Consider the following 21135-nt stretch of genomic DNA (forward strand, 5'->3'; position numbering starts at 1 on the left):
GTCGTCGAAAGGTTCGGCAAGGACTCTCTGCCCGCCGTCGACGTGCCCGAGCCTTGCGAGTTCTTCTTCATGCGGGCCAGCGGCTCCCAGCTGCGCCAGCTCGGTGACCTCACGACGCCGGAGCGCTCCGAACTGTCATCGACGGGACGTTCCCGTTCGAGCAGACCCCGAGGCGATGGCATGCGTCGAGCAGGGCCGCCCCAAGGCCGGCAAGGTCGTCGTCACGATGGACTCCTCCCCGTCGGGTCACCGTCCATGGACTGACGACCCGTCGCGTGGCTCCACCTCCCAGGAGAGTCGCGGGTCTGCGGCCTGTGAGTGGATGAGTCGGTCGAGATGTCGGGGATCGCGAGTACTCGCGACCAACGTGCTCCGAATGATGCTCAAGGTGGCCGCCCCTTAGCGGACTCAGTCGTTCTGCTCAGGCATCAAGTCGGACCACGGACCTCTGCGCATGGCGCCCATTCCAGCTTCCAGGCAGCGCCCGGTTGCGTGACACCGCCGCCTCGGGCGCACATGCTTGACCCACATGCGGGCTGGCCCCCTACCGGAAGCACCGACGGGCGGGACCCGAGGGTTCCGCCCGTCACATGTGCTGGGGTGTGCTTAGAAGTTGATCGTGGTGCCGGCGATGATCAGGTTCGAGTAGGTCGTCTGACCGTTGTCACTGTCGTGGATCTCGGCGAACGCCGTGACGGTGCCGCTCTTCATGAGCGTGTAGCTTACGGTGCCGGTGTTGGGCGTCAGCTGGGTGCACGTTCCGCTGTCGAAGGTGTTCTCACCGTCAGACTCGCCACCGTCGAACTGGAGGTATACGCGAGGGGTGCCCCCGCCGCAGGTGCCGAGGAAGTCGAAGGTGACGGTGTCACCGGCCGTGACCGGGATGTTGGTGTAGCAGTAGAAGTTGTTGCCACCCGTGCTGGTGTCGCCGCGGACGGTGACCGTGTCGGTCTTCTTGTTCACCTGCACGTCGGCGCGGTCACTGACCCCGCATTGCTTCGCATTGACGCCGTTGGCGGCGCTGGCCGCGCTGACGGAGAGGCCGACGACTGCGAAAGCCATGACGGCAAGGGCTACGAATATTCGCTTGAGCATGCAATTCTCCCTGAAGGTGTGCCTATTGGATCGAACAAGGGACCCCCGGCGTTGAATGCCTGCCGAATCGCGTACTATCGATCCCCCCGGATCAGCCACTTGGCGTAGAGTGCCCCGAGCCCTATCTATACACCCCGACAGGCGTCGGGGGATAGCACCCTGTGGATCTATGTGGTCCACATCGCTCAGGTTTGCACAGTGATTCCCCCGGGTCTCGCGGGAGCAGATGACCGGAAGGATCTGGATCATGCCTGGTAAATGGAGGTATCCCAGCGACCTCAAAGAGCGAGTGGCCCCGACCCCACGTGAGTGCTCAGGAGCTCAATGAGCTTGCGTTACTGCGTGGAGCGCACGCTCAGGGAAAGTCCCTATACCGCGATGAGCGCCTTGACGACCTGCGTCACCCTGCTGCCTGCTGGACGTCTCAATCTGGCTCTAGTCACTGTCGGCGTGCGAGTCTCGTCCGTCCGGCGGGGATGCCGGAAGCGACTCGATGATGAAGTCGAGGATCTTGTCCTCAACGTGAGGGTCGTCTACGGAGAGGGTGAGGCGACGCTCACCGTTGGTCGACGGCATCCGCAGTTCGATGCGACCTGGTTGACCACGCGCCCGCAGCCGCCCGATCACGGACCTGCTGAAACGACGGATGGCCGCCACACCCAGCCCGACTGAGACAGCTGCGGAAGCAGCGTTGATGCCTTCGACGACGATGCCGAGAGTGCCATCCGTCAACGGGCCACGAAGCGGGATCAGCTCCTCTGCAACGCCCTCAGCAACAATCTCTTCTGCGAGCTCGATCGGCAGCTTCACGGTCAGTTCGGGATCTTGATCGTGCCAAGCCACTGCTACCCCCAGACTCGGAAGGAAATGCGGACAGTCCGAGTCCGCGATGGGAGTCTATGGCCATGCTCAGACGACTGGCGGTGCGCAGGCTCGTGGACCGAATGCCCGCAGCCTTCGACCGCGGAGACATCGCCGAAGTCCGCCGACTTCACGCCGAGGTGACGTCGCTGTCAGATGGAGCCAATGCGAAGCCGACACACATTGCTTGGGCTGAGTTCTTCTTCGCACGTGCGCTGCTCGAGCAGGACGAGATCCCTCTCTCTGATCTGCCACTGGTCCGGGATGCGCTGGACAAGGCTGAGGCCGCGGCCAACCGATCCGACCAGACATTCCGCCGGCTCATCCGACTACAGCTGACGGCTCTGCGCCTCGAGCTGGCCTTCATGCTCGACGAACAGGACGACGTGACGCAGCAGGTGGAGCTTCTCCGAAAGGAATGGCAGGAGGCCAGTCGCTCTCCCGAGATCCAGCTTGGAATGCGATTCGCCACGGCAGGTGAAAGCATCATGATCGGCACACTGCTGACCGCCGGAAATGTTTGCCTCGCGGCGCTGCGGATCCATGATGCGGCCGAACTGATCGGCTATGCCCAACAGGAGGCGCACCGCGTCGGGGACCAGAAGACGATCGCGATCTCGCATGTGCTCGCTGGGCACCTGCTGCTGCTTCTCGGCCAGTACGAGGAATCCGCAGCACAGATGGTGGCGCTCGAGGCGCTGGGCCCTGTGTCGAGCAAGAACCCGATGCCCCTGCGATCGCTCTCGCTGCTCGCAGTCACAGGCGCTCAGACCGAAGCAGGTCTGAGAATGGTCAACGGCGACACCGACGGCGCCGTCGCCGCGCTGCACGCGGCACAGTCGGCGCTCACCGGGCCGCCCGAGGACACGCGGATGGCCCGCCTGCTCGCGCTGTCGCTGGAACTGGATCTCCTGCTGGACCTCAACCGAGAGACTGAAGCACGCTCCGTCGCCGACGACATCCCCATCGAACTGCTGGAAGCCGATGGCGCGGGCATCCTGCTGAGCCCGCGGCTCAGGCTCGCCATGCTCGACCGCGACACCAATCGGGCTCTCGACCTCTGCACAGGGCATTCGGAGCGATACGCCACCTTCGGTGCCGGGAACCAGCTTGCGAAGACTCTGCCACTCGTCGCTCTCGTCATGGCGATAGGTGGTCGGGCCGACGAGGCAGTCCGCGTGGCCGAGAGCCTGTCGAACCGGCTGAAGGTGATGACCTCGGGTCCGATACCGCCGAGACTGCGACGGCACATGCACGACAACCACCGCCACGGTCGCGACGTCTGCCTCAGTGCGCTGGCGCTGGTTCGAGGCGGCAAGGGTGCACCGGCCGCCGCAGCGTCAGTGATGGATGCGTGGCGCGACTACACGCTGCGCAACCTGCTGACGGAGGGAGACGCCCACCTGACCGAGGACGTGCAGCGCATCACCCGCGAGCTGAATGCCGCGCTGCACGCCGCCGGCGGCGACCTGACGGGCAACGCGGACGCTCAGCTGCAGGGCCGGCTGGAGACGTTGCGTGCCGAGCTCGCGGATGCGCTCGGCGCTGCCTACGCGAGCCTGGCTGCGCCGAGACCCACCACGGCGGCGCCCACCGACCCGGCCTCACCCCGACTGACGGCCACGATGATCACCGAGGACGACGGCCCGCGATGCATCGTCGCAGTGCTGACCCTGCCTGACGGCCGACGCACGCTGCGCCGCGTCATCCTGGACGAGACCGCGACAACCGTGCTCGAACACCTGGACGCCGGCCTCGCCCTGAGGCGACAGAGCAGCGTCGACCGCTTCCACGCTGCGTGGGACCAAGTACGTCATGCCCTCGGGTTCGCCCTCTGCGCAGACGAGCTCGCCGACTGGTACGACTCCAGCGACAGCCCCCAACCCCTGCGAGCCGAGCTGGACGGGTCAATCCGAAACGTGCCACTCGCTGCGCTCCCGGTCGGGGGCGGTCAGCTGCTGGGTGCCGTCTGTCCGCTGGAGCACACCATGATGGACACCACCGCGACCACGCCTCGGAGCTCTAGACGCGTCACGGTGATCGCCTACTGCTTCGATGACGCAGCCGCCGAAGCAGAGGTGCTGCACCGCCAGCACAAGGACGGTCTGATCCACCTCACCCTCGTGACCAGCCTCGGGGACCTATGGCAACGCCTGAGGGACCAGACGTATGACGTACTTGCCCTCGCGTGTCACGGGCAGGGCGCCGGCATGACCTATCGGTTCACCGATCCCGACCGGCACCGCGAGGCTCTCTACGTGCACGACCTGCTGGAGGTCACCGTCCCTGCCAGCGTGTACGTCGCATCCTGCTTCTCCGGCACAGGCGGCGCCTCAGACATCACCGGACTCCTCGCGACTCTCCTCAGCCGTGGGGCCACAGAGATCATGAGTGGCACGTGGGCGCTGCCCAACACCAGCACCACCGACATCATCTGCAACCTCTACGAGCGCCTGGATGACCCCACACCTATGAGCAAGAAACTCGCCCAATGCCAAACCCAGTTCGTGAGCGCGAACACTCACCGTAGTGGTGTCTACTGGTGGGCGGGCCTCAGCGTCACCACGCGTTGACTGTCAGCGGCCCCGCCCTATTTGAGTCTGCCAGGGTCTACCAGGTGCGGGAGATCCTCGGCTCCCCCGCTGAGCTGCTCCGATGACCTCGGCCAGGGGACTCAAGGAGTCGGCCGCGATCCCGGCGTGGCGGCATACCGCCCTGGCCCCCACCCCGGATGTGCGGGAGTGGGGGCGAGGGCGTCCTGCAGGGCGGCGCTAGGGACTCGGGTCTGCCCCTGCGCTTCGCTTCACCGGGGCCAGAGCGTCTCGTCCAGATCGGGCAGGGTGCCCCGGGCCAGGTTGTCGGTGTCCTGGGCGGTCAGGCGACCGGGAGCGAACCCGCTCATCGGGCCGTCGACCGGCAGGTTCAGCCTCGTGGAGCGCAGGTCGAGCGTGTAGGTCCCCGAGCTGGCATCGACGGCGATGACGCCGTTGCTCGCCCCACTGACGATCAGGCCCAGCTGGTGCCCAGCCGGGACGACGACGTCATTGGCAGCCAGCTCGACGGTGACGTTGTGCTGGCCGGAGCCGTCGAGACGGGCCCAGCCGCGAGCGAGCACCTGCAGCTGGGTGCTCTGGAGGCGACGGGTGACGTCCTTGTAGCAGGCATCGTCCGAGGCGATGGCTGCGCCCCAGCACGTCTCCGTCCCCAGGGTCAGGGCGCCGTCACCGGTCGCGCTGACCCGCTCCATGGCGCCGTAGTCGACGAGCATGACGGACACCTGGCCGACCGGCGCCGTGTGGGTCACGCCGAGGTCAACCGTCGGCGTGCCGGAGATCCGCACGTCCTGAGTCGTCGCTCCGGTGAGGAACTGCAGGCGGTTCGGGTTGGCGGTCAGCGAGACCGCGTTGGCCTCGCTCAGGCGGGAGTTGTTGACGTAGCTGGCGGTGCCCCGATCCTGAGTGCCCAGCGCCATCGTGCCGTCTGCTCGAGGGTTGAGAGACACCGTGCGCGCGGACTGGATCGGCCACGTCTTGGACGTCACCCACTGGTTCGGGGCGGTCTCGACACGGACGGCCGGCTCACGGTCGATTCCGTTGTCGATGCCCATGAGCTCGTGGTCGAACCAGCGGTGCAAGGTGGTGACCCACTCCTGCCGGTCACTGTCGAACGGGTCGACGTGACCAAGGCGGCTGAGCCACATCTTGCGCTGGACGCCCTGCTCGCCCAGGTCGTCCCACCACTTGGAGGCGTTCATGGTCTTGACGTTGTTGTCCTGGAGCCCGTGGAAGATGAAGACGCTCGCCTTGACCTTGGAGGCGTCGTAGAGGCTGCCGTCGCGATAGTCACGCTCGGCCCAGAAGTCCGTGTAGGCGCCGGTGGCGTCGGCGTCGTTGGCGTCCATGTAGGCCAGCCGCGCCGAGCAGTCCGTCGGGATGGTGCGGCGCTGGGCGATGGTGCGGGAGAGGCTGCTGGCGTAGTGACGCGACTTCACGGCGCCCTGCCAGCGGTTGTAGTCGTACCAGGAGCTGATGGCGCTGATCGGCACGATCGTCTTCAGCCCGTCGACGCCGGTGGCGGCGACACCGTTGGCGAGCGTCCCGTCATAGGACTTGCCGAGCATCCCGGTGCGGCCGTTGCTCCAGGTGGCCTCGACCACGGCGCCACTCGCGTCGCGGGCGGTGCCCTTGCCGTCCAGCCACTCGACGACGGCCTTGACCGATTCGACGTCGGAGCGGCCGCCTTCGTCGGTGCACCCGGTGGACCGGGCGGTTCCGGCCATGTCGACGGCGACGAATGCGTAGCCGCGCGGGACGAAGTAGTTGTCGTAGTAGAGCGGGAACTTCGTCGGACTCCCGTCGGCCCCGTACTGCTTGAACTCGGTCTCGTTGCCGCGGCCGAGGCTGAGGTAGTAGGGACTGGCGTCCATGATGACCGGGACCCGTGAGGTGCCGTCGAGCTCACGCGGCCGGATGATGTCGGTGGCGATGCGCTCCGCCGTGCCGTCTCCGTCGAGGTCCGGTGTGTCGACCCAGACCGTCTCTCGAATGGCGTTCGTGTAGTCGTACATCGGCGAGGTCACACCGCCGACCAGCGTGATCGGCGGGTTGTCAACGGTGCTCGTCGACGCCGCGCGGGCCTCCCCCATCGTCCCGATGGCCAACGGTGCAACCACGGCAAGGGAGCTGGCGATGGCCAGGATCCTGGCTTTCATGTGAGTCCTTCCCGCCCCCGGAACGGGGAAGTCCCAATTGGGGTGAGGGGGCCCTCACAAAGTAGCGACGAAATGCCCTAAAAGGGAGGGTGATGACCAAGATGCGTTTGTTCGCGCTCTGGTGTCTGACTGTGCCGGCGCGGAGGTGGATGAGTCGGCCGATACGCCGGGTTCTGTTCCGCGTCACTGTTGCCGGTGACGCGGCGACGGCCATCCATCTAGGCCGACCATTGCTGGCCGGCTCGAGCGTCCTACCCGCACACTCGACCGGGCCGGTCTCCCGACGCCCGGAGGCGCCGATCGTGTGCTGTCTGGACTTGCTCCGGGTGGGGTTTACCGAGCCGCTCCAGTCACCTGGAGCGCTGGTGGTCTCTTACACCACCGTTTCACCCTTACCGGCTGCCGAAGCACCCGGCGGTCTGTTCTCTGTGGCACTGTCCCGCGGGTCACCCCGGGTGGCTGTTGGCCACCACCCTGCCCTGTGGAGCCCGGACGTTCCTCGGCAGGGCCGAGGCCCTGACGCGACCGTCTGGCCGACTCATCCGCCACCAGCATAGGGCCGTATGCCGTCCTGCTCGTGCCGCGGTCGCCGCGCCTCGGGCGATCGCTCAGTCCTCCGGCAGATCGGCCGTCGTCGCGACGTACACGCTGTTGGAGGATGTGCCGCCGGTGAGCGGGTTGGCGAAGGTGACGAGGTGCGCCGCAGCGGAGGCGAAGACCTCGCCGAGCAGTGCCGTGAAGCCCTCGTCCGGCGGGTCGTCCGACCACAGCGCGAAGGCGCCTCCGGGGTGCAGCCGAGAGGCGAGCTGGCGCAGCCCGTCGGCGCTGTAGAACGCGGCGTGGCTGGGGTGCAGCACGTGGTGCGGTGTGTGGTCGATGTCGAGCAGCACGGCGTGGAATCGCGCCGGGAGGCCGGGACCGGAGCCTGCATGCCCCCTCGCCAGGGCGAAGAAGTCACCCTGCACCAGGTCCGTGCGAGGGTCGGTCGTCAGGTTGGCCGTGTCGGGCAGCAGCTGTCGGTCGTGCCACGAGATGACCGGTGCCAGCGCCTCGATCACCGACACCGACGCCACCCGGTCGTCCTCGAGCGCCGTCGCGGCGGTGTAGCCGAGACCGAGACCGCCCACGAGCACGTCGAGCCGGTCTGCGCTGACGGCGGCAAGCCCCAGGCGCGCGAGCTCGATCTCGGCGACGGGGAAGAGGCTCGACATGAGGAACTCATCGCCGAGCTTCACCTCGTAGACGTCGACCTGGAGGCTGGGCTCGAGCCGGCGGCGCAGGCTGATCGGGCCGAGCGGCGTGTGCTGCCAGTCGATCTCCTCGAGGCGCTTGCTCACGACGTCACCCGAAGATCGGACTGAGGCTGTCGGCCGGCAGGTCGCGCTCCACCGACGCCATCCGCCACTTGTCGGCGAAGACCGCGAGGTGCACGCCGTCGGCGCGGGTCAGTGCCTCTGCCCCGCCACGGTTCTCGAGCTGCCCCAGGGCCGCGGGGGCGACGGCGCGCGCGACGGTGTAGGGCAGCACCTCGAGCCGGATGGGAGACCCGAACTCGTGCTCCATGCGGTGCTTGGCGACGTCGAACTGCATCGGACCGACGGCTGCGAGCACCGGGGCCTGCGCGCCGCGGCGATCGGAGTGGAGCACCTGCACCACACCTTCCTCGCCGAGCTGCTCGATGCCGCGCCGGAACTGCTTCTGCTTGCCGCTGACGGCGGCTCTCGCCACGGCGAAGTGCTCGGGGGCGAAGAGCGGGATGCGGGGGAAGTTGACCTTCTCGTCGGAGAAGAGGGTGTCGCCGACCCGCAGCGCATTGGCGTTGACGAGCCCGATGACGTCTCCCGGGAAGGCCTCGTCGAGGGTCGACCGGTCGCGTCCGAAGACACTCTGCGCATACTTCGTCGCGAACGGGCGCCCGGTGTCGGCGTGCGTGACGACCATGCCGCGGCTGAAGCGGCCCGAGCACACCCGCACGAAGGCGAGCCGGTCGCGGTGGGCCTTGTCCATGCCCGCCTGAATCTTGAAGACGAAGCCGGAGAACGGGGCCGAGACGTCGCGGACCCCGCCGGACTGGTCTGGGCGGGCGCTCGGTGGAGGCGCCAGCGCGACGAGCGTGTCGAGCAGCTGGCGCACACCGAAGTTGAGCACGGCCGAGCCGAAGAGGACCGGCGTCGCCGCCCCCGAGAGGAAGAGTTCGAGGTCGAAGCCGTGGCCCGACGAGCTCAGCAGGTCATACTCCTCCTCCGCCTGCGTGAACACGTCGCCGACGGTCGCCCGCGCGTCCTCCGCCGACGAACGGGTGGCGATCGCCTCGGTCGCGCCGCCGGGCGTTCGAGTGAACTCCACGAAATCACCGGTGGCACAGTCGAGCACGCCACGGAAGTCGCCCGCAACGCCCACCGGCCAGGTCAGCGGCATCGGGTGCAGGTCGAGACGCGTCGTCAGCTCGTCCATGATGGCGAGCGCGTCGAGCCCCGGGCGGTCCCACTTGTTGACGACGGTGATCACCGGCACGCCGCGGGCCCGGCAGACCTCGAACAGCTTGAGGGTCTGCGGCTCGATGCCCTTGGCGGCGTCGACGAGCATCACGGCGGCGTCGACGGCAGCGAGGACCCGATAGGTGTCCTCCGAGAAGTCAGCGTGGCCAGGTGTGTCGAGCAGGTTGATCACCGTGCCGGCATACGCGAACTGCAGCACCGCGGACGTGATCGAGATGCCGCGGTCCTTCTCCATGTCCATCCAGTCGCTGACGACGCCGCGGCGGTTGCCCTTGCCGTGCACGGCGCCCGCCTCGCCGATGGCGTGGGCATGCAGCGCCAGCGCCTCGGTCAGGGTCGACTTGCCGGCGTCGGGGTGCGAGATGACAGCGAACGTGCGGCGGCGGGCCGCCTGCGCGGCGACCTCCGGCGAGGCGCCGCCCGCGCCGTCGGGGTGGCGGGTGGCTTCGAGGTCGCGCTCGAGCGGCGACGCAGTGGTGTGCATGGTCCTCCAAAGATCCCCCTGAGTCTCCCATCGTCACTGTGAATCCACGGCATCGGCGGCTCGCGCCGGTCAGAGTGCTGCTCAATGCACCAGCTCGGTCCCCTGCTCAGTCCTCCTGACGATGGCGAGGTCGGCCCCTAGGGTTGGGGCGTGAGCACGAGCACCGGAGACTCCCGCCTTGACGCCGACGTCCAGCTGCTCACGCGGTTGCTCTACGAGACGGTCGAGCACCACGACAGCGCCGAGGTGGTCACCCTCATGCAGGACGTGGAGCGGTGGGCCTCCGCGGCGCACACGTCGGGGTCCGCATCCGACAACGGCCGCATCACCGCGGCCCTCAGCGCGATCGACCCCGACCGCAGCGCCAAGCTCGCTCGCGCCTTCACCGTCTACTTCCACCTCGTCAACGTCGCCGAGCAGGTGCACCGTCTCGACGAGTCGGCCCTGCACGACGGCGCCTCCCTCGCCGACACGATGAGCGCGGTCCGGGCCGCAGGACTCGACACCGACGACCTCGCCTGGACGGTCGAGCAGGTCGAGGTGCGGCCGGTCTTCACGGCGCACCCGACCGAGGCCTCCCGCCGGTCGGTGCTGACCAAGGTCCGCCAGATCGCCGACCTGCTCGAGGAGCGCGCCGACCCGCGCGCCCAGCCCGCTGACCGCGCGAGAGGCGAGCGCCGGCTGGCCGAGGTGATCGAGCGCCTCTGGCAGACCGACGAGCTGCGCGTCGACCGACCGCGCCCCATCGAAGAGGCCCGCTCGGCCCTCTTCTACCTCGAGGAGCTGGCCGACCAGGTGCTGCCCGATGTCGTCGACGAGCTCGCAGCCGGGCTGGGCGAGCTCGGGGTGGAGCTCTCCCCCACGGCCGTGCCGGTCCGGCTCGGGTCGTGGGTGGGTGGCGACCGCGACGGCAACCCCCTCGTGACTCCCGCCGTCACCGAGGAGGTCCTCCTGCACCAGACGAGGACGGCCCTTCGCATGCTCGAGCGCAACCTCCAGGCGCTGCAGGTCGAGATGTCGGAGTCGTCGCGCGTCGTCGCGGCCAGCGCCGACCTGCTGGCCCTGACCGAAGGTGCCGAGACGGAGGAGCCCTACCGCGCAGCCCTTCAGACGATCCTCGACCGTCTCGGAGCCACCTCGGCACGCCTGCTCGACGGACAGCAGGGCGAGCGGTCCTACGCCGACGCCGACGAGCTCGTCGCCGACCTCGCCGTCATCCATCGCTCGCTGCTCGACCACCGGGGAGAGCTCACGGCACGTGGACCCGTCGCCCGCGTCATGCGCACCGTCTCCCTCATCGGCTTCCACCTCGCGGTCCTCGACATCCGCGAGCACGCCGCTCACCACCACACGACGCTGGCCCGTCTCTACGAGCTCGTCGGCCAGGACCCTGCCTACGACACGCTCGGCCCGCAGGAGCGCACGGCCCTGCTCGCGCGCGAGCTCGCCGAGCCCCGCCCGCTGCTGAGCCCCACGACCCGGCTCGAGGACGTGCCGGCACGCACCATGGAGACCTTCCACACCGTCCGGCGCGCCCTCGACCGCGACCCGGGCGCCATCGAGTCCTACATCGTCTCGATGAGCGAGGACGTCGACGACGTGCTCGCCGCCGCGGTGCTCGCGCGCCAGGCGGGGCTCGTCGACCTCCAGGCCGGCGTGGCCCGCATCGGCTTCGTGCCCCTGCTCGAGACGCCCACCTCGCTGGCCATCGCGGGCGACTTCCTCGACCGCCTCCTCTCGTGCGCCCCCTACCGCGAGCTCGTGCGGCTGCGCGGCGACAGCCAGGAGGTCATGCTCGGCTACTCGGACTCCTCGAAGCTCGGCGGCATCACCGTCTCCCGCTGGGGCCTGCACCGCGCCCAGCGCGAGCTAGTCGAGGTGGCCCGCACGCACGGCGTGAGCCTCGTGATGTTCCACGGTCGCGGCGGCAGCGTGGGGCGTGGGGGCGGCCCGACCCACGAGGCCATCGTCGCCCAGCCGGCCGGCACGGTCAGCGGCCGGATCAAGTTCACCGAGCAGGGCGAGGTCATCTCCGACAAGTACCTCGTGCGCTCGCTCGCCCACCACAACATGGAGCTGTCGCTCGCGGCGACCCTGAGGGCGGCGACCCTGCGGCGCGAGGCCCAGAACACCATCGAGGTGCGCCGACGGTGGGACAGCCTCATGGAGGTCATCTCGGAGGCGTCCCACGCGGCATACCTCGACCTCGTCGGCGACGAGGCGTTCCCCGAGTACTTCCGCCAGTCCACGCCCGTCGACGAGCTCGCCGACCTCAACCTCGGGTCGCGGCCGGCCCGCCGCGGCGGCGGGGGGCGCCTCGAGGACCTGCGCGCCATCCCGTGGGTCTTCGGCTGGACCCAGTCGCGCCAGCTCCTCCCCGGGTGGTTCGGGGTCGGCTCCGGGCTCGCGGCCGCGATCGACGCCGGCTACGGCGACCAGCTCGAGGAGGCCGTGCACCGCTGGCGCTTCCTGCGCATGTTCCTCTCCAACGTGGAGATGACCCTGAGCAAGACCGACCTCGCGATCAGCCGGCGCTACGTCGAGCAGCTCGTCGAGCCACCCCTCCAGCGCTTCTTCGGCTCGGTCACCGAGGAGCACGCTCGCACCGTGCAGCACCTGCTGGCGATCACCGGTAAGGACGCGCTCCTGTCCGACGAGCCCGTGCTGCGGCGCACCTTCGCGGTGCGCCACAGCCGGCTGCACGCCGTGCACGAGCTGCAGATCTCCCTGCTGCAGCGCACCCGCTCGGGCCAGTCAGCGGACCCCGAGCTGCGCCGCGCGCTGCTGCTGACGATGAACGGCATCGCCGCCGGGCTGCGCAACACCGGCTGAGTCGGCGACGCCGCATCGTCTCGTCGCAGGTCTGGTCGCGATCGAGATCCCACCATGACCCCGTTCGCGACCAGACGAGCGACCTGCACGTCTCAGTCGCCCTTGACGTTGACGATCTGCCGCAGCGTGTGGCGCACCTCGACGAGCTCGGCGGCATCGAGCATGACCTGGTCGATGTCCTTGTAGGCCATCGGGATCTCGTCGATGAAGGCGTCGGTGTCGCGGTACTCGATGCCGGCCATCGACGCGCACAGCTGCTCACGCGTGAAGAGCCGCCGCGCCGCAGACCTCGAGTGCGCCCGACCGGCTCCGTGAGGCGACGAGTGCAGCGCCACCGGGTTGCCCCGACCCGTGACGACGTAGGACGCCGTCCCCATCGAGCCGGGGACCAGACCCGCCTCGCCCTGCGAGCGGAGATGGCACCCTTCCGCGACAGCCACACCTGCTTGCCGAAGTGCTTCTCCTGCTCGGTGTAGTTGTGGTGGCTGTTGATCTCCTCGTGCCGCTCCACGCCCGCGCGGACCCACTGCTCGAAGGCGAGAGCCACCCGGTCCATCATCTCCTCGCGGTTGAGGAGCGCGAAGTGCTGGGCCCACCGCATCTGGCGGATGTAGGCCCAGAACTCGTCCGTGCCCTCGACGAGGTAGGCAAGGTCCTTGTGGGGCAGGGGGATCCACCACTTCTCGTTGAGCCGCTGGGCGACCTTGATGTGGTGCTGGGCGATCTTGTTGCCGACCCCGCGCGACCCCGAGTGCAGGAACAGCCAGACCCGGTCGAGCTCGTCGACCGTGACCTCGATGAAGTGGTTGCCGGATCCCAGAGTCCCCAGCTGCAGCCGCCAGTTCGCCGCGTATGCCGCCGGGTCGAACTCCGCTGCAGCAGCGCGCTCCTCGAGGTCGGCCATCCGCGTCGCCGTGTGCTCTCGCGTGACGGCGCTGTTGTAGACCCCGGCCGACAGAGGCACCGCGCGCTCAATCGCCTCACGGAGCGGGGCGGCATACGTCGGCAGATCGTCGCGGGTGAACTGGGTGCGGACGGCGATCATGCCGCAACCGATGTCGACGCCGACGGCCGCGGGCATGATCGCGCCCAGGGTCGGGATGACCGAGCCGACAGTGGCGCCGAGGCCCAGATGGGCATCGGGCATGAGCGCCACGTGCGGGTGGATGAACGGCATGGTCGCCGTCGTCTCCGCCTGTGCACGCGTGGCGGGCGCGAGGATCGACGCCCAGTTCACGAGCGTCGATGAGATCTTCTCCATGGTTCCTTCCTCTGGTGGGCGGTCTGCGAACCCTAGGCTCCGACCCGCCCGCCACGCACCGGGATATGGCGCACGGAACGATCGTCGGCCCCCGATCGCTGGGCAGTCGGAAGACGATCGCAACCGATGCCAGGACCATGACGACCCAGACGACCCCTGACCAGAACCCGACGCAGAACCCCGACCGGACCAGAGCAAAGGTGCTCGATCTCTCCATCACCCAGCTGCTCGGCGGCGCCGCGGCGGCAGCGACGGCAGCAGCCCTCGGCTCGCGCCTCGGGGTCGTCGGCACCATCGCCGGCGCGGCCGTGCTGAGCCTGATCTCCGCCGTGGCGGCCAGCCTCTACACGGCTTCGATGACCCGCGCCCGCGACGCCGTCGTGCTCGTGCGCACGCGGCGCGGCGACCTCGAGGAGGTGCCCCTGTCGACGGTGGAGCCACAGGTCACCACGACGGACGCCCCGACCGCACAGCCGACCTGGTGGGGGCGGCCCGACCGGCTGACGGCACGACGCCTGCTCGTCACGTCGGGTGCCGTCTTCGCCATCGCGGCGGCGTTCCTCGCGGGACTGCAGCTCGCCACCGGAGCGCAGGTCACCGGCACCTCCATCGGGGTCAGCATGGCTGCGGCCTCCGGGGTGGACTCCCCGCAGGACGACTCCGGCGCCGCCGGGTCGTCCCCCACCAGCACCTCGAGCGGCACGCCGTCCGTGCCGGCAGCCGGCGACCCCGTCGGACCCGGCTCGACGGATGGTGCGCCCCAGACCGGCGCGGCCTCCGGTGACGGGTCCCCGGCCACTGGCTCGCCCGGCTCGACGGGCGCGACCGGCGCGGCCAGCGCGACGGCGGGGGCATCGCAGGGCACGACGCCGGGCTCCCCCCCGACGGCACCCGGCGCCACGAGCGGCAACGCAGCGGGCGGCATACCGACGGGGGCCGCGACGAGCGCGCCCAGCGCCACCACCCCCTGACGGGTCAGGCGCCCCGCCCCCGGTGCCGTCAGACGACGGACAGCGTGATCGTGCCCGTCGAGACGTCGGCCACGTCGACGCGCACCGTGACGGAGTCGCCCGCCTTGGCCACACCCTTCGCCTTGGCCACGACCGCGTGCTCGAGCAGCTGCACGACGACACCCTTGTCGTTCTCGTCGACGACGACGGCGGCGAGGGTGCGACCGAGATGGGGCAGCAGCTCGGCAGCCTCGACGGCATCCGTGCACGCGCGCTCGACGCCGTTGGTGCGACGGTCGGACGTCGCCATGATCTCGGGCAGGGTGGGCAGGGCCTCGCGGACCCAGGCGGGCACGTCCTGCCCTGACGACAGCGCCTCGCAGACGACGAGGCCGAAGCGGTCGACGAGACGGCGCAGCGGGGCCGTGACGTGCGCATACGGGTTGGCGACCGCGGCATGCAGCGGCTGGTCGGGCACGGCGCCGTCGAAGGGCGTGTAGCCCGCGCCCCGGAAGAGCGTCGTGGCCTCGTGGATGAGCGCGAGGTGCTTGGGGTTGGCGTGGTCGAGCGTGCGCAGGAATTCCCCGTAGGCGAGACCCTCGGGCCACGGCACGCCGAGCGCCGACGCCTGGCGCCGGAAGCGCGTGAGGTCGCGGGGGTCGGGCGGCGGCATGGTGCGCAGGATGCCCACCTTGCCGCGCAGCATGAGGTCGGCGGCGCCCATCCCGGTGAGCAACGAGATCTGGGCGTTCCAGTCCTCGGAGGCGAGCAGCGGGCGGAAGGAGATGCGGAAGCCGCCCTGGCCGTCCTCCTCGATCTCCTGCTCCGGCATCGGCAGGGTGGCGCCACCGCGCTCACGCTCGAGCACGACCCGCTTCTCCCCCACCTCCTTGAGCAGCACGAGGCACTCCTCCGCGCTGCCGTCGTCGACAGCGCGCTGCACCTGCTCGTAGTCATAGCGGCGCACGCTCCGCACCATCGCGCGGTAGACCTCCACCGCCGTGCCCTCGCCGTCGGGGGCGAGGCGGATGTCCCAGACGAAGGCCGGTCGCACCTCATCGGGCAGCAGGCTCGCGGCCCCCTCACTGAGCTCGCTGGGGTGCAGCTGCACCCGCTCGTCGGGGCAGTAGACCGTCTGGCCCCGGCGGCGCGCCTCGGCGTCGATCGCCCCGCCGGCTCGCACGAAGGCCGGCACGTCGGCGATCGCGTAGCGCACCCGGTAGCCCGAGCCGTCGCGTTCGATCCACATCGCCTGGTCGAGGTCCTTCGACGTCGGCGGGTCGATGGTGATGAAGGGCACCGACGTCTCGTCGCGCTGCGGCAGGTCGGCGTCGGCGGCCGCGCGCTGCGCCTCGGCGAGCACCTCGGGCGGGAAGCCCTCTGGCAGCTCGAACTCGCGGCGCACCGCGTCGAACCGGTCGAGCAGGGCCTGGGAGGTGTCGCTCGGCTCCGTCGCCGGGCGGAACACGATGTGTCGCTGGGGCATGCCGATCACCCTACGCATCGGGTCAGCACGGGTGGGGCTCCGGTCGACGCCGCCGACCCACGTGGCTGGGTTGCGGCGCGACCCGGACATAACGGATACGCGAGACGCGCCCTGCAGGCCCCGGACACAATGCCGTCACGGGGACACACTCTGGTGGGAGAAGACCATGCGCACAGGTGTCAGGACCCTCCTCGCGGGCGCCGTGCTCGCGCTCGTCGTGCCGGTGGCAGGGCTCGTCGCCCCGGCGCAGGCTGCCCCGTCGGCGCGCGTGACCGGCCCGGCCTACGACTCCCCCGGGTCGACGGTGGCCGTCGTCGTGACGACGAGCTCCCGCCCGAGTGGCTACGCCCTGAGCTTCCGGGTGTCGGTCGCCGGCATCGCCGGCGTGTGCAACGGTGCACAGTGGCGGCACAGCACGGGGTGGTCGCAGCGCTGCTGGGTCACGCTCCCGTCTCGGCTCGGCACGTGGACCGTCAGCAGCCGAGCCGTCTTCACGCGCACGGGCTATGCCACGCAGTACTCCACCTACGGCTACAAGTCGGTCGCGACCAAGGGCTACTACTCCGCCCCCGTGAGCGCGACCACGCGGGCGAGCATCGAGAAGTGCTGGAACACCACGTCACGGGTCCAGCTGACCTTCGACGACGGCAACGTGAGCTGGACGAGGCTCAACTCGATGCTGGCGACCCTCAAGGCCTACAACGTGCGCGGTCGCTTCCTGCCGACGGGCCAGTGGGCTGCTGCGAACCCCTCGAAGGTTGCGGCCATCCGCAACGCCGGCCACCTGCTCGGCAACCACACCTACTCGCACCCAGCCCTCAACACCCTCTCCAGCTCGTCCGTGCGCTGGCAGATCAGCCGGGGCGTCGCTGCCACCTCGACACCGAAGCTGATCCGGCCCCCCTACGGCGCCGGGGCCTACTCGCAGCGGATCACGAACGACGCCGCCGCTCTCGGCTACCGCGTGTGCCACTGGACGACGGACACGTCCGACTACGCAGGTGTCTCGGCGACGACGATCATCAACAAGGTGCTCTACGGCGACGGCGTCACGGCCCCGGCCCGCCCCGGTGGCTCGGTGCTCATGCACATGTCCGGCGCCAACACCCCGGCAGCCCTTCCGGGGCTCATCCGCGGGATGCGTGCCAAGGGCCTGCTGCTCGAACCCCTGCGCTGACCGCGGGTCCGGTCCGCCCACGGGGGGCCACGGGCCGCCTCCCACCCGCGACGACTCCCCCAGCGCGTCGACCTAGGCTTGCCCCCGTGCTGATCCTGCTGCCTCCCTCCGAGGGCAAGACCCCCGCCCGTCGAGGACGCCCGCTCGACCTCTCGTCGCTCTCCTTCCCTAGCCTCACCGCCCGGCGAGAGAGCATCATCGCGGCCATCGAGAAGGTGAGCGGGCAGCCCGACGCACCGGCCCTCCTCGGCGTCAGCCCCACCCTGGTCGACCAGGTGCGCCGCAACATCGACCTGCGCACCGCCCCGACGGCTGCAGCGGTCCAGGTCTACAGCGGGGTGCTCTACCAGGCCCTCAACCACGCGTCGCTCGACAGCGCCGCCAAGCGGCGCGCCAACCGCAGCGTCGTCGTCATCTCAGCCGTCTTCGGCGCCCTGCGCCTCACCGACCGCGTGCCCGCCTACCGGGTGAACGTGTGCGCCAGCGTGCCGGGTGCCGGCGCGCTCGACCGTGGGTGGCGCGGCGCGCTCTCCGGCGCCCTCGATGCCGCCGTCAAGCCGCGTGAGCTGGTCGTCGACTGCCGATCCACGACGTATGCCGCGATGTGGCGTCCCACAGGTCAGCGCGCCGACGCCTGGGTGCAGGTCGCGGTGCCGGGCGCGTCGCACAACGCGAAGCACACGAGAGGGCTCGTCACGCGCGAGCTCGTCCAGGCCGAGGCGCCGCGCAGTCCCAGGGCCCTGGCGGAGCGCCTGTCCGAACGCTTTGACGTCGAGCTCACGGCTCCGCCTCGGCCGGGACGCCCCTGGACCCTCGCCGTGCAGGAGCAGCCGCGCCGGTCGCCGGTCGACGTCCGTGACGAGGCCTCGACGGTTGCACGGTGACCGACCTCGCGGTCCTGGCGGAGCGGGTCCTTCCCGTCCTGGCCTTCCTCGTCGCCATCACGGTCGTCGCCGAGATCTGTGACCTCGCCGGGGTCTTCGACGAGGCCGCGCACCTCGCCGCCAAGGTCGCTCGCGGGCGCGTCGTCGTGCTGTGGCTGCTCATCGTCGCGCTCGCGTGCGCCAGCACGATCCTGCTGAGTCTGGACACGACGGCGGTCCTGCTCACCCCCGTGGCCGTGACCGTCGCCAACCAGGTGGGCGTGCCGCCCTTGGCCTTCGCGATGACGACGCTGTGGCTGGCCAACACCGCCTCACTGCTCCTGCCGGTGTCCAACCTCACCAATCTCCTTGCGCTGCATCACTTCACGGCGCTGGGGCTCTCGGTCAACGAGTACGTCGCCCTGCTCTGGCCTCCTGCCCTCACGGCGATCGTGCTGACCGTCGTCGTGCTGTGGCTGATCCACCGCCGTGACCTGCGCGGGCGCTATGACAGGCCGCCCCGAGCCGAGCCGCACGACCGCACCCTCATGGTCGTGTCGGCGGTCGTCGCGGCCGCCCTCGCGCCGGCCTTCGTGGCCGGCATCACCCCGGCCTGGCCGGCCATCGCAGCGGCCCTCGTGCTGCTCGCCGTCGCGGCGCTCCGTGCTCCGATGCTGGTGAGGCGCATCAGCGTGCCGTGGAAGGCCGCTCTGGGGGTGGCCGTCCTGTTCGTGGTCGTCGACCTCGCCCTCAGTGCGGGCCTCGGCCCGTGGCTCACCGAGGTGGTGGGCAGCGGCACCGGCACCGCCGAGCTGCTGCGCCTCGGCTCGATCGGCGCGGCCTCCGCCAACGCGATCAACAACCTGCCCGCCTACCTCGCGCTCGAGGTGACCGCCGACCAGTCGCCCGTGCGCCTCGCAGCCCTGCTCATCGGCGTCAACGCCGGACCGATCGTCACCATGTGGGGCTCACTCGCGACGATCCTCTGGGCGCAGCGTTGCAGGGCCGCAGGCGTCACGGTGTCGTGGCGCCGGCTCGCCGTCACCGGCCTGGCCTGCGCCGTCGTCGTCGTGACCGGCTCCACCCTCGCGCTGGCCCTCACCGCCTGACCGAGAGCACCCGAGCGCGGTGGAAAGTGCCCACTCGACATCAAAGTCGAGTGGGCACTTTCCACCCGACCCTCCGGCCCGCAGCACCGTCGAGTGGGCAGTTTCCACCCGACCTCAAAGTCGAGTGGGCAGTTTCCACCCGACCTCAACGTCGAGTGGGCAGTTTCCACCCGACCGGGCGCGCGGGTGTGTCAGGCCAGGGCGCGGCGGAGGTCGTCGACGATGTCTCGCACGTCCTCGAGGCCGACCGACACGCGCAGCACGCCGTCGGTGATGCCCACCGCGGCGCGGGCCTCGGGGGCCAGGCGTCGGTGCGTCGTCGTCGCCGGGTGGGTGATGAGCGACTTCGAGTCGCCGAGGTTGTTGGAGATGTCGATGACCTGCAGCGCGTTCATCAGCGCGAAGGCCTCGTCCTTGCCGCCGTCGAGCTCGAACGTCACCACCGTGCCGGCCGCCTGCATCTGCCGCTTGGCCAGCTCGTGCTGCGGGTGCGACTCGAGGAACGGGTGCACGACCTTGGCGACCTTGGGGTGCGCCTCGAGGAAGCGGGCGACCTCGAGGGCGCTCGCCGCCATCCGCTCGACGCGCATCGAGAGCGTCTCGAGGCCCTTGACGAGCACCCAGGCGTTGAAGGGCGACATCGACGGGCCCGTGTGGCGCATGAGGTTCTGCACCGGACCGTCGATGAACTCCTTGGGCCCGAGCACCGCGCCACCGAGCACGCGGCCCTGGCCGTCGATGTGCTTCGTCGCCGAGTAGACGACGATGTCGGCACCGTGCTCGAACGGCTTGGAGAAGATCGGCGTGCCGAAGACGTTGTCGACGACGACCTTGGCCCCGGCGGCGTGGGCGAGCTCGCTCACGGCGGCGATGTCGACGAGCTCCTGCATGGGGTTGCTCGGCGTCTCGAAGAAGACGGCGGTCGTGGGCTCCGACAGCGCCTCGCGCCACTGGTCAAGATCGGTGCCGTCGACGAAGACGCTCTCGACGCCCCACCGCGGCAGGATCTCGTCGAGGATGACGAAGCACGACCCGAAGAGTGCCCGGGACGAGACGACGCGGTCGCCCTTGCCCAGCAGGGCAGCGAGCGCAACGAAGACGGCCGACATGCCCGAGCCGGTCGCAAAGCACGCCTCGGCCCCGTCGAGCCGGCGCAGCCGCTCCTCGAACATCGCGACGGTGGGGTTGCCGTAGCGGGAGTAGACGAAGCGGTCGACGTCGCCCTTGAAGGCCGCCTCCGCCTCCTCGGCCGTGTCGTAGACGAACCCGGAGGTGAGATACATCGCCTCGGCCGTCTCCTCGAAACCACTGCGCGACAGGCCTGCTCGCACGGCGAGGGTGTCGGGCCGCCACTGCTGCGTGTCGTCGCTCATCCCTGCACCCACGGCAGACCCGCGACCTTCCAGCCCGACACGGTGCGGTGCTGCTCCCCGTTGTGCGGACCCTCGAAGCCCTCGCTGACGTTGTGCGACCGCGACCACCCGGCCGCCGTCGCCGCCTCGGCAGCGGCGACCGAGCGCACGCCCGAGCGGCAGAGGAAGTAGACGGGCGCCTGCTCGTCGACGCCGGCCGCCGAGAGCTCGGCGACGAAGTCCGCGTTGACGGCGCCGGTGGGATAGGTCTGCCACTCGACGAGCACGACGTCCTTGCCGAGGGTGCGCAGGTCGGGCAGCCCGACGTAGGACCACTCGGCCGACGTGCGCACGTCGACGAGGACGGCGGCAGGGTCGTCGGAGAGGGCCTCCCAGGCCTCGGCGGGTGTCACGTCACCGGCATAGCTCATGCCGCCGAATATTGCACAGCGTCCG

Annotated in this window: 14 protein-coding genes, 1 other RNA gene and 1 pseudogene; 6 read left to right on the forward strand and 10 right to left on the reverse strand. The window is 69.8% G+C overall.

The window, feature by feature from the left end:
• Positions 1-606: 606 nt before the first annotated feature.
• Both LG278_RS12620 and LG278_RS12625 read right to left on the reverse strand, forming a co-directional pair.
• The gene (locus LG278_RS12620; RefSeq protein WP_404387334.1) at positions 607-1062 is read right to left on the reverse strand and encodes a hypothetical protein; all 456 of its coding nucleotides are present in this window, start codon (positions 1060-1062) and stop codon (positions 607-609) included.
• A 468-nt stretch (positions 1063-1530) separates the two neighbouring features.
• Entirely contained in the window at positions 1531-1905 is a 375-nt protein-coding gene (locus tag LG278_RS12625; protein WP_404387336.1) for a hypothetical protein, read from the reverse strand.
• Between the two features lie 95 nt (positions 1906-2000).
• On the opposite strand from LG278_RS12625, the gene LG278_RS12630 reads away from it, so the two are divergent.
• Positions 2001-4529, forward strand: a complete 2529-nt coding sequence (locus LG278_RS12630) for a CHAT domain-containing protein (RefSeq protein WP_404387337.1) — start codon at positions 2001-2003, stop codon at positions 4527-4529.
• Between the two features lie 230 nt (positions 4530-4759).
• Here the strand turns inward: LG278_RS12630 and LG278_RS12635 are convergent, their stop codons facing one another.
• The 4 genes from LG278_RS12635 to LG278_RS12650 form a co-directional block, all read right to left on the reverse strand.
• Positions 4760-6667 carry a CocE/NonD family hydrolase gene (locus LG278_RS12635; RefSeq protein ID WP_404387339.1) on the reverse strand — a complete coding sequence of 636 codons (1908 nt, stop codon included), beginning with the start codon at positions 6665-6667 and terminating at the stop codon, positions 4760-4762.
• 146 nt (positions 6668-6813) lie between these two features.
• Positions 6814-7208, reverse strand: an RNA gene (rnpB, locus tag LG278_RS12640) — RNase P RNA component class A.
• Positions 7209-7275: 67 nt separating this feature from the next.
• On the reverse strand, positions 7276-8004 hold the full coding sequence (locus LG278_RS12645) for a spermidine synthase (protein ID WP_404387340.1): 729 nt from the start codon (positions 8002-8004) through the stop codon (positions 7276-7278).
• Positions 8005-8008: 4 nt separating this feature from the next.
• On the reverse strand, positions 8009-9649 hold the full coding sequence (locus tag LG278_RS12650; protein ID WP_404387342.1) for a peptide chain release factor 3: 1641 nt from the start codon (positions 9647-9649) through the stop codon (positions 8009-8011).
• Positions 9650-9799: 150 nt separating this feature from the next.
• Between LG278_RS12650 and ppc the strand changes: the two genes are divergently transcribed.
• Positions 9800-12481 (forward strand): phosphoenolpyruvate carboxylase, encoded by a 2682-nt coding sequence (gene ppc / locus LG278_RS12655; protein WP_404387344.1) that lies wholly within the window; start codon positions 9800-9802, stop codon positions 12479-12481.
• A gap of 92 nt (positions 12482-12573) precedes the next feature.
• Here ppc and LG278_RS12660 read toward each other — a convergent pair.
• Positions 12574-13742: pseudogene (locus LG278_RS12660) on the reverse strand (RtcB family protein).
• 137 nt (positions 13743-13879) lie between these two features.
• Between LG278_RS12660 and LG278_RS12665 the strand changes: the two are divergent.
• Positions 13880-14713, forward strand: coding sequence for a hypothetical protein (locus LG278_RS12665; RefSeq protein ID WP_404387346.1), 834 nt, complete (start codon positions 13880-13882; stop codon positions 14711-14713).
• Between the two features lie 28 nt (positions 14714-14741).
• Here the strand turns inward: LG278_RS12665 and LG278_RS12670 are convergent, their stop codons facing one another.
• A complete protein-coding gene (locus tag LG278_RS12670; RefSeq protein ID WP_404387348.1) occupies positions 14742-16178 on the reverse strand; it encodes an RNB domain-containing ribonuclease in 1437 nt (478 codons plus the stop codon).
• 166 nt (positions 16179-16344) lie between these two features.
• Here LG278_RS12670 and LG278_RS12675 point away from each other — a divergent pair, with 166 nt between their 5' ends.
• The 3 genes from LG278_RS12675 (at position 16345) to LG278_RS12685 (ending at position 19327) form a co-directional block, all read left to right on the forward strand.
• Positions 16345-17355 carry a polysaccharide deacetylase family protein gene (locus tag LG278_RS12675; RefSeq protein ID WP_404387350.1) on the forward strand — a complete coding sequence of 337 codons (1011 nt, stop codon included), beginning with the start codon at positions 16345-16347 and terminating at the stop codon, positions 17353-17355.
• Between the two features lie 86 nt (positions 17356-17441).
• Entirely contained in the window at positions 17442-18239 is a 798-nt protein-coding gene (locus LG278_RS12680) for a YaaA family protein (protein WP_404387352.1), read from the forward strand.
• Positions 18236-19327, forward strand: a complete 1092-nt coding sequence (locus LG278_RS12685) for an SLC13 family permease (RefSeq protein WP_404387354.1) — start codon at positions 18236-18238, stop codon at positions 19325-19327. Before LG278_RS12680 ends, LG278_RS12685 begins: the two co-directional genes overlap by 4 nt.
• 191 nt (positions 19328-19518) lie before the next feature.
• On the opposite strand, the gene LG278_RS12690 is transcribed toward LG278_RS12685, so the two are convergent.
• Entirely contained in the window at positions 19519-20700 is a 1182-nt protein-coding gene (locus tag LG278_RS12690; RefSeq protein WP_404387355.1) for an O-succinylhomoserine sulfhydrylase, read from the reverse strand.
• A complete protein-coding gene (locus LG278_RS12695; protein WP_404387356.1) occupies positions 20697-21110 on the reverse strand; it encodes a rhodanese-like domain-containing protein in 414 nt (137 codons plus the stop codon). The genes LG278_RS12690 and LG278_RS12695 overlap by 4 nt, the downstream gene beginning before the upstream one ends.
• Between the last annotated feature and the right edge of the window lie 25 nt (positions 21111-21135).

This window comes from Humibacillus xanthopallidus, assembly GCF_044793955.1.
In the GTDB taxonomy this organism is placed as follows: domain Bacteria; phylum Actinomycetota; class Actinomycetes; order Actinomycetales; family Dermatophilaceae; genus Humibacillus; species Humibacillus xanthopallidus_C.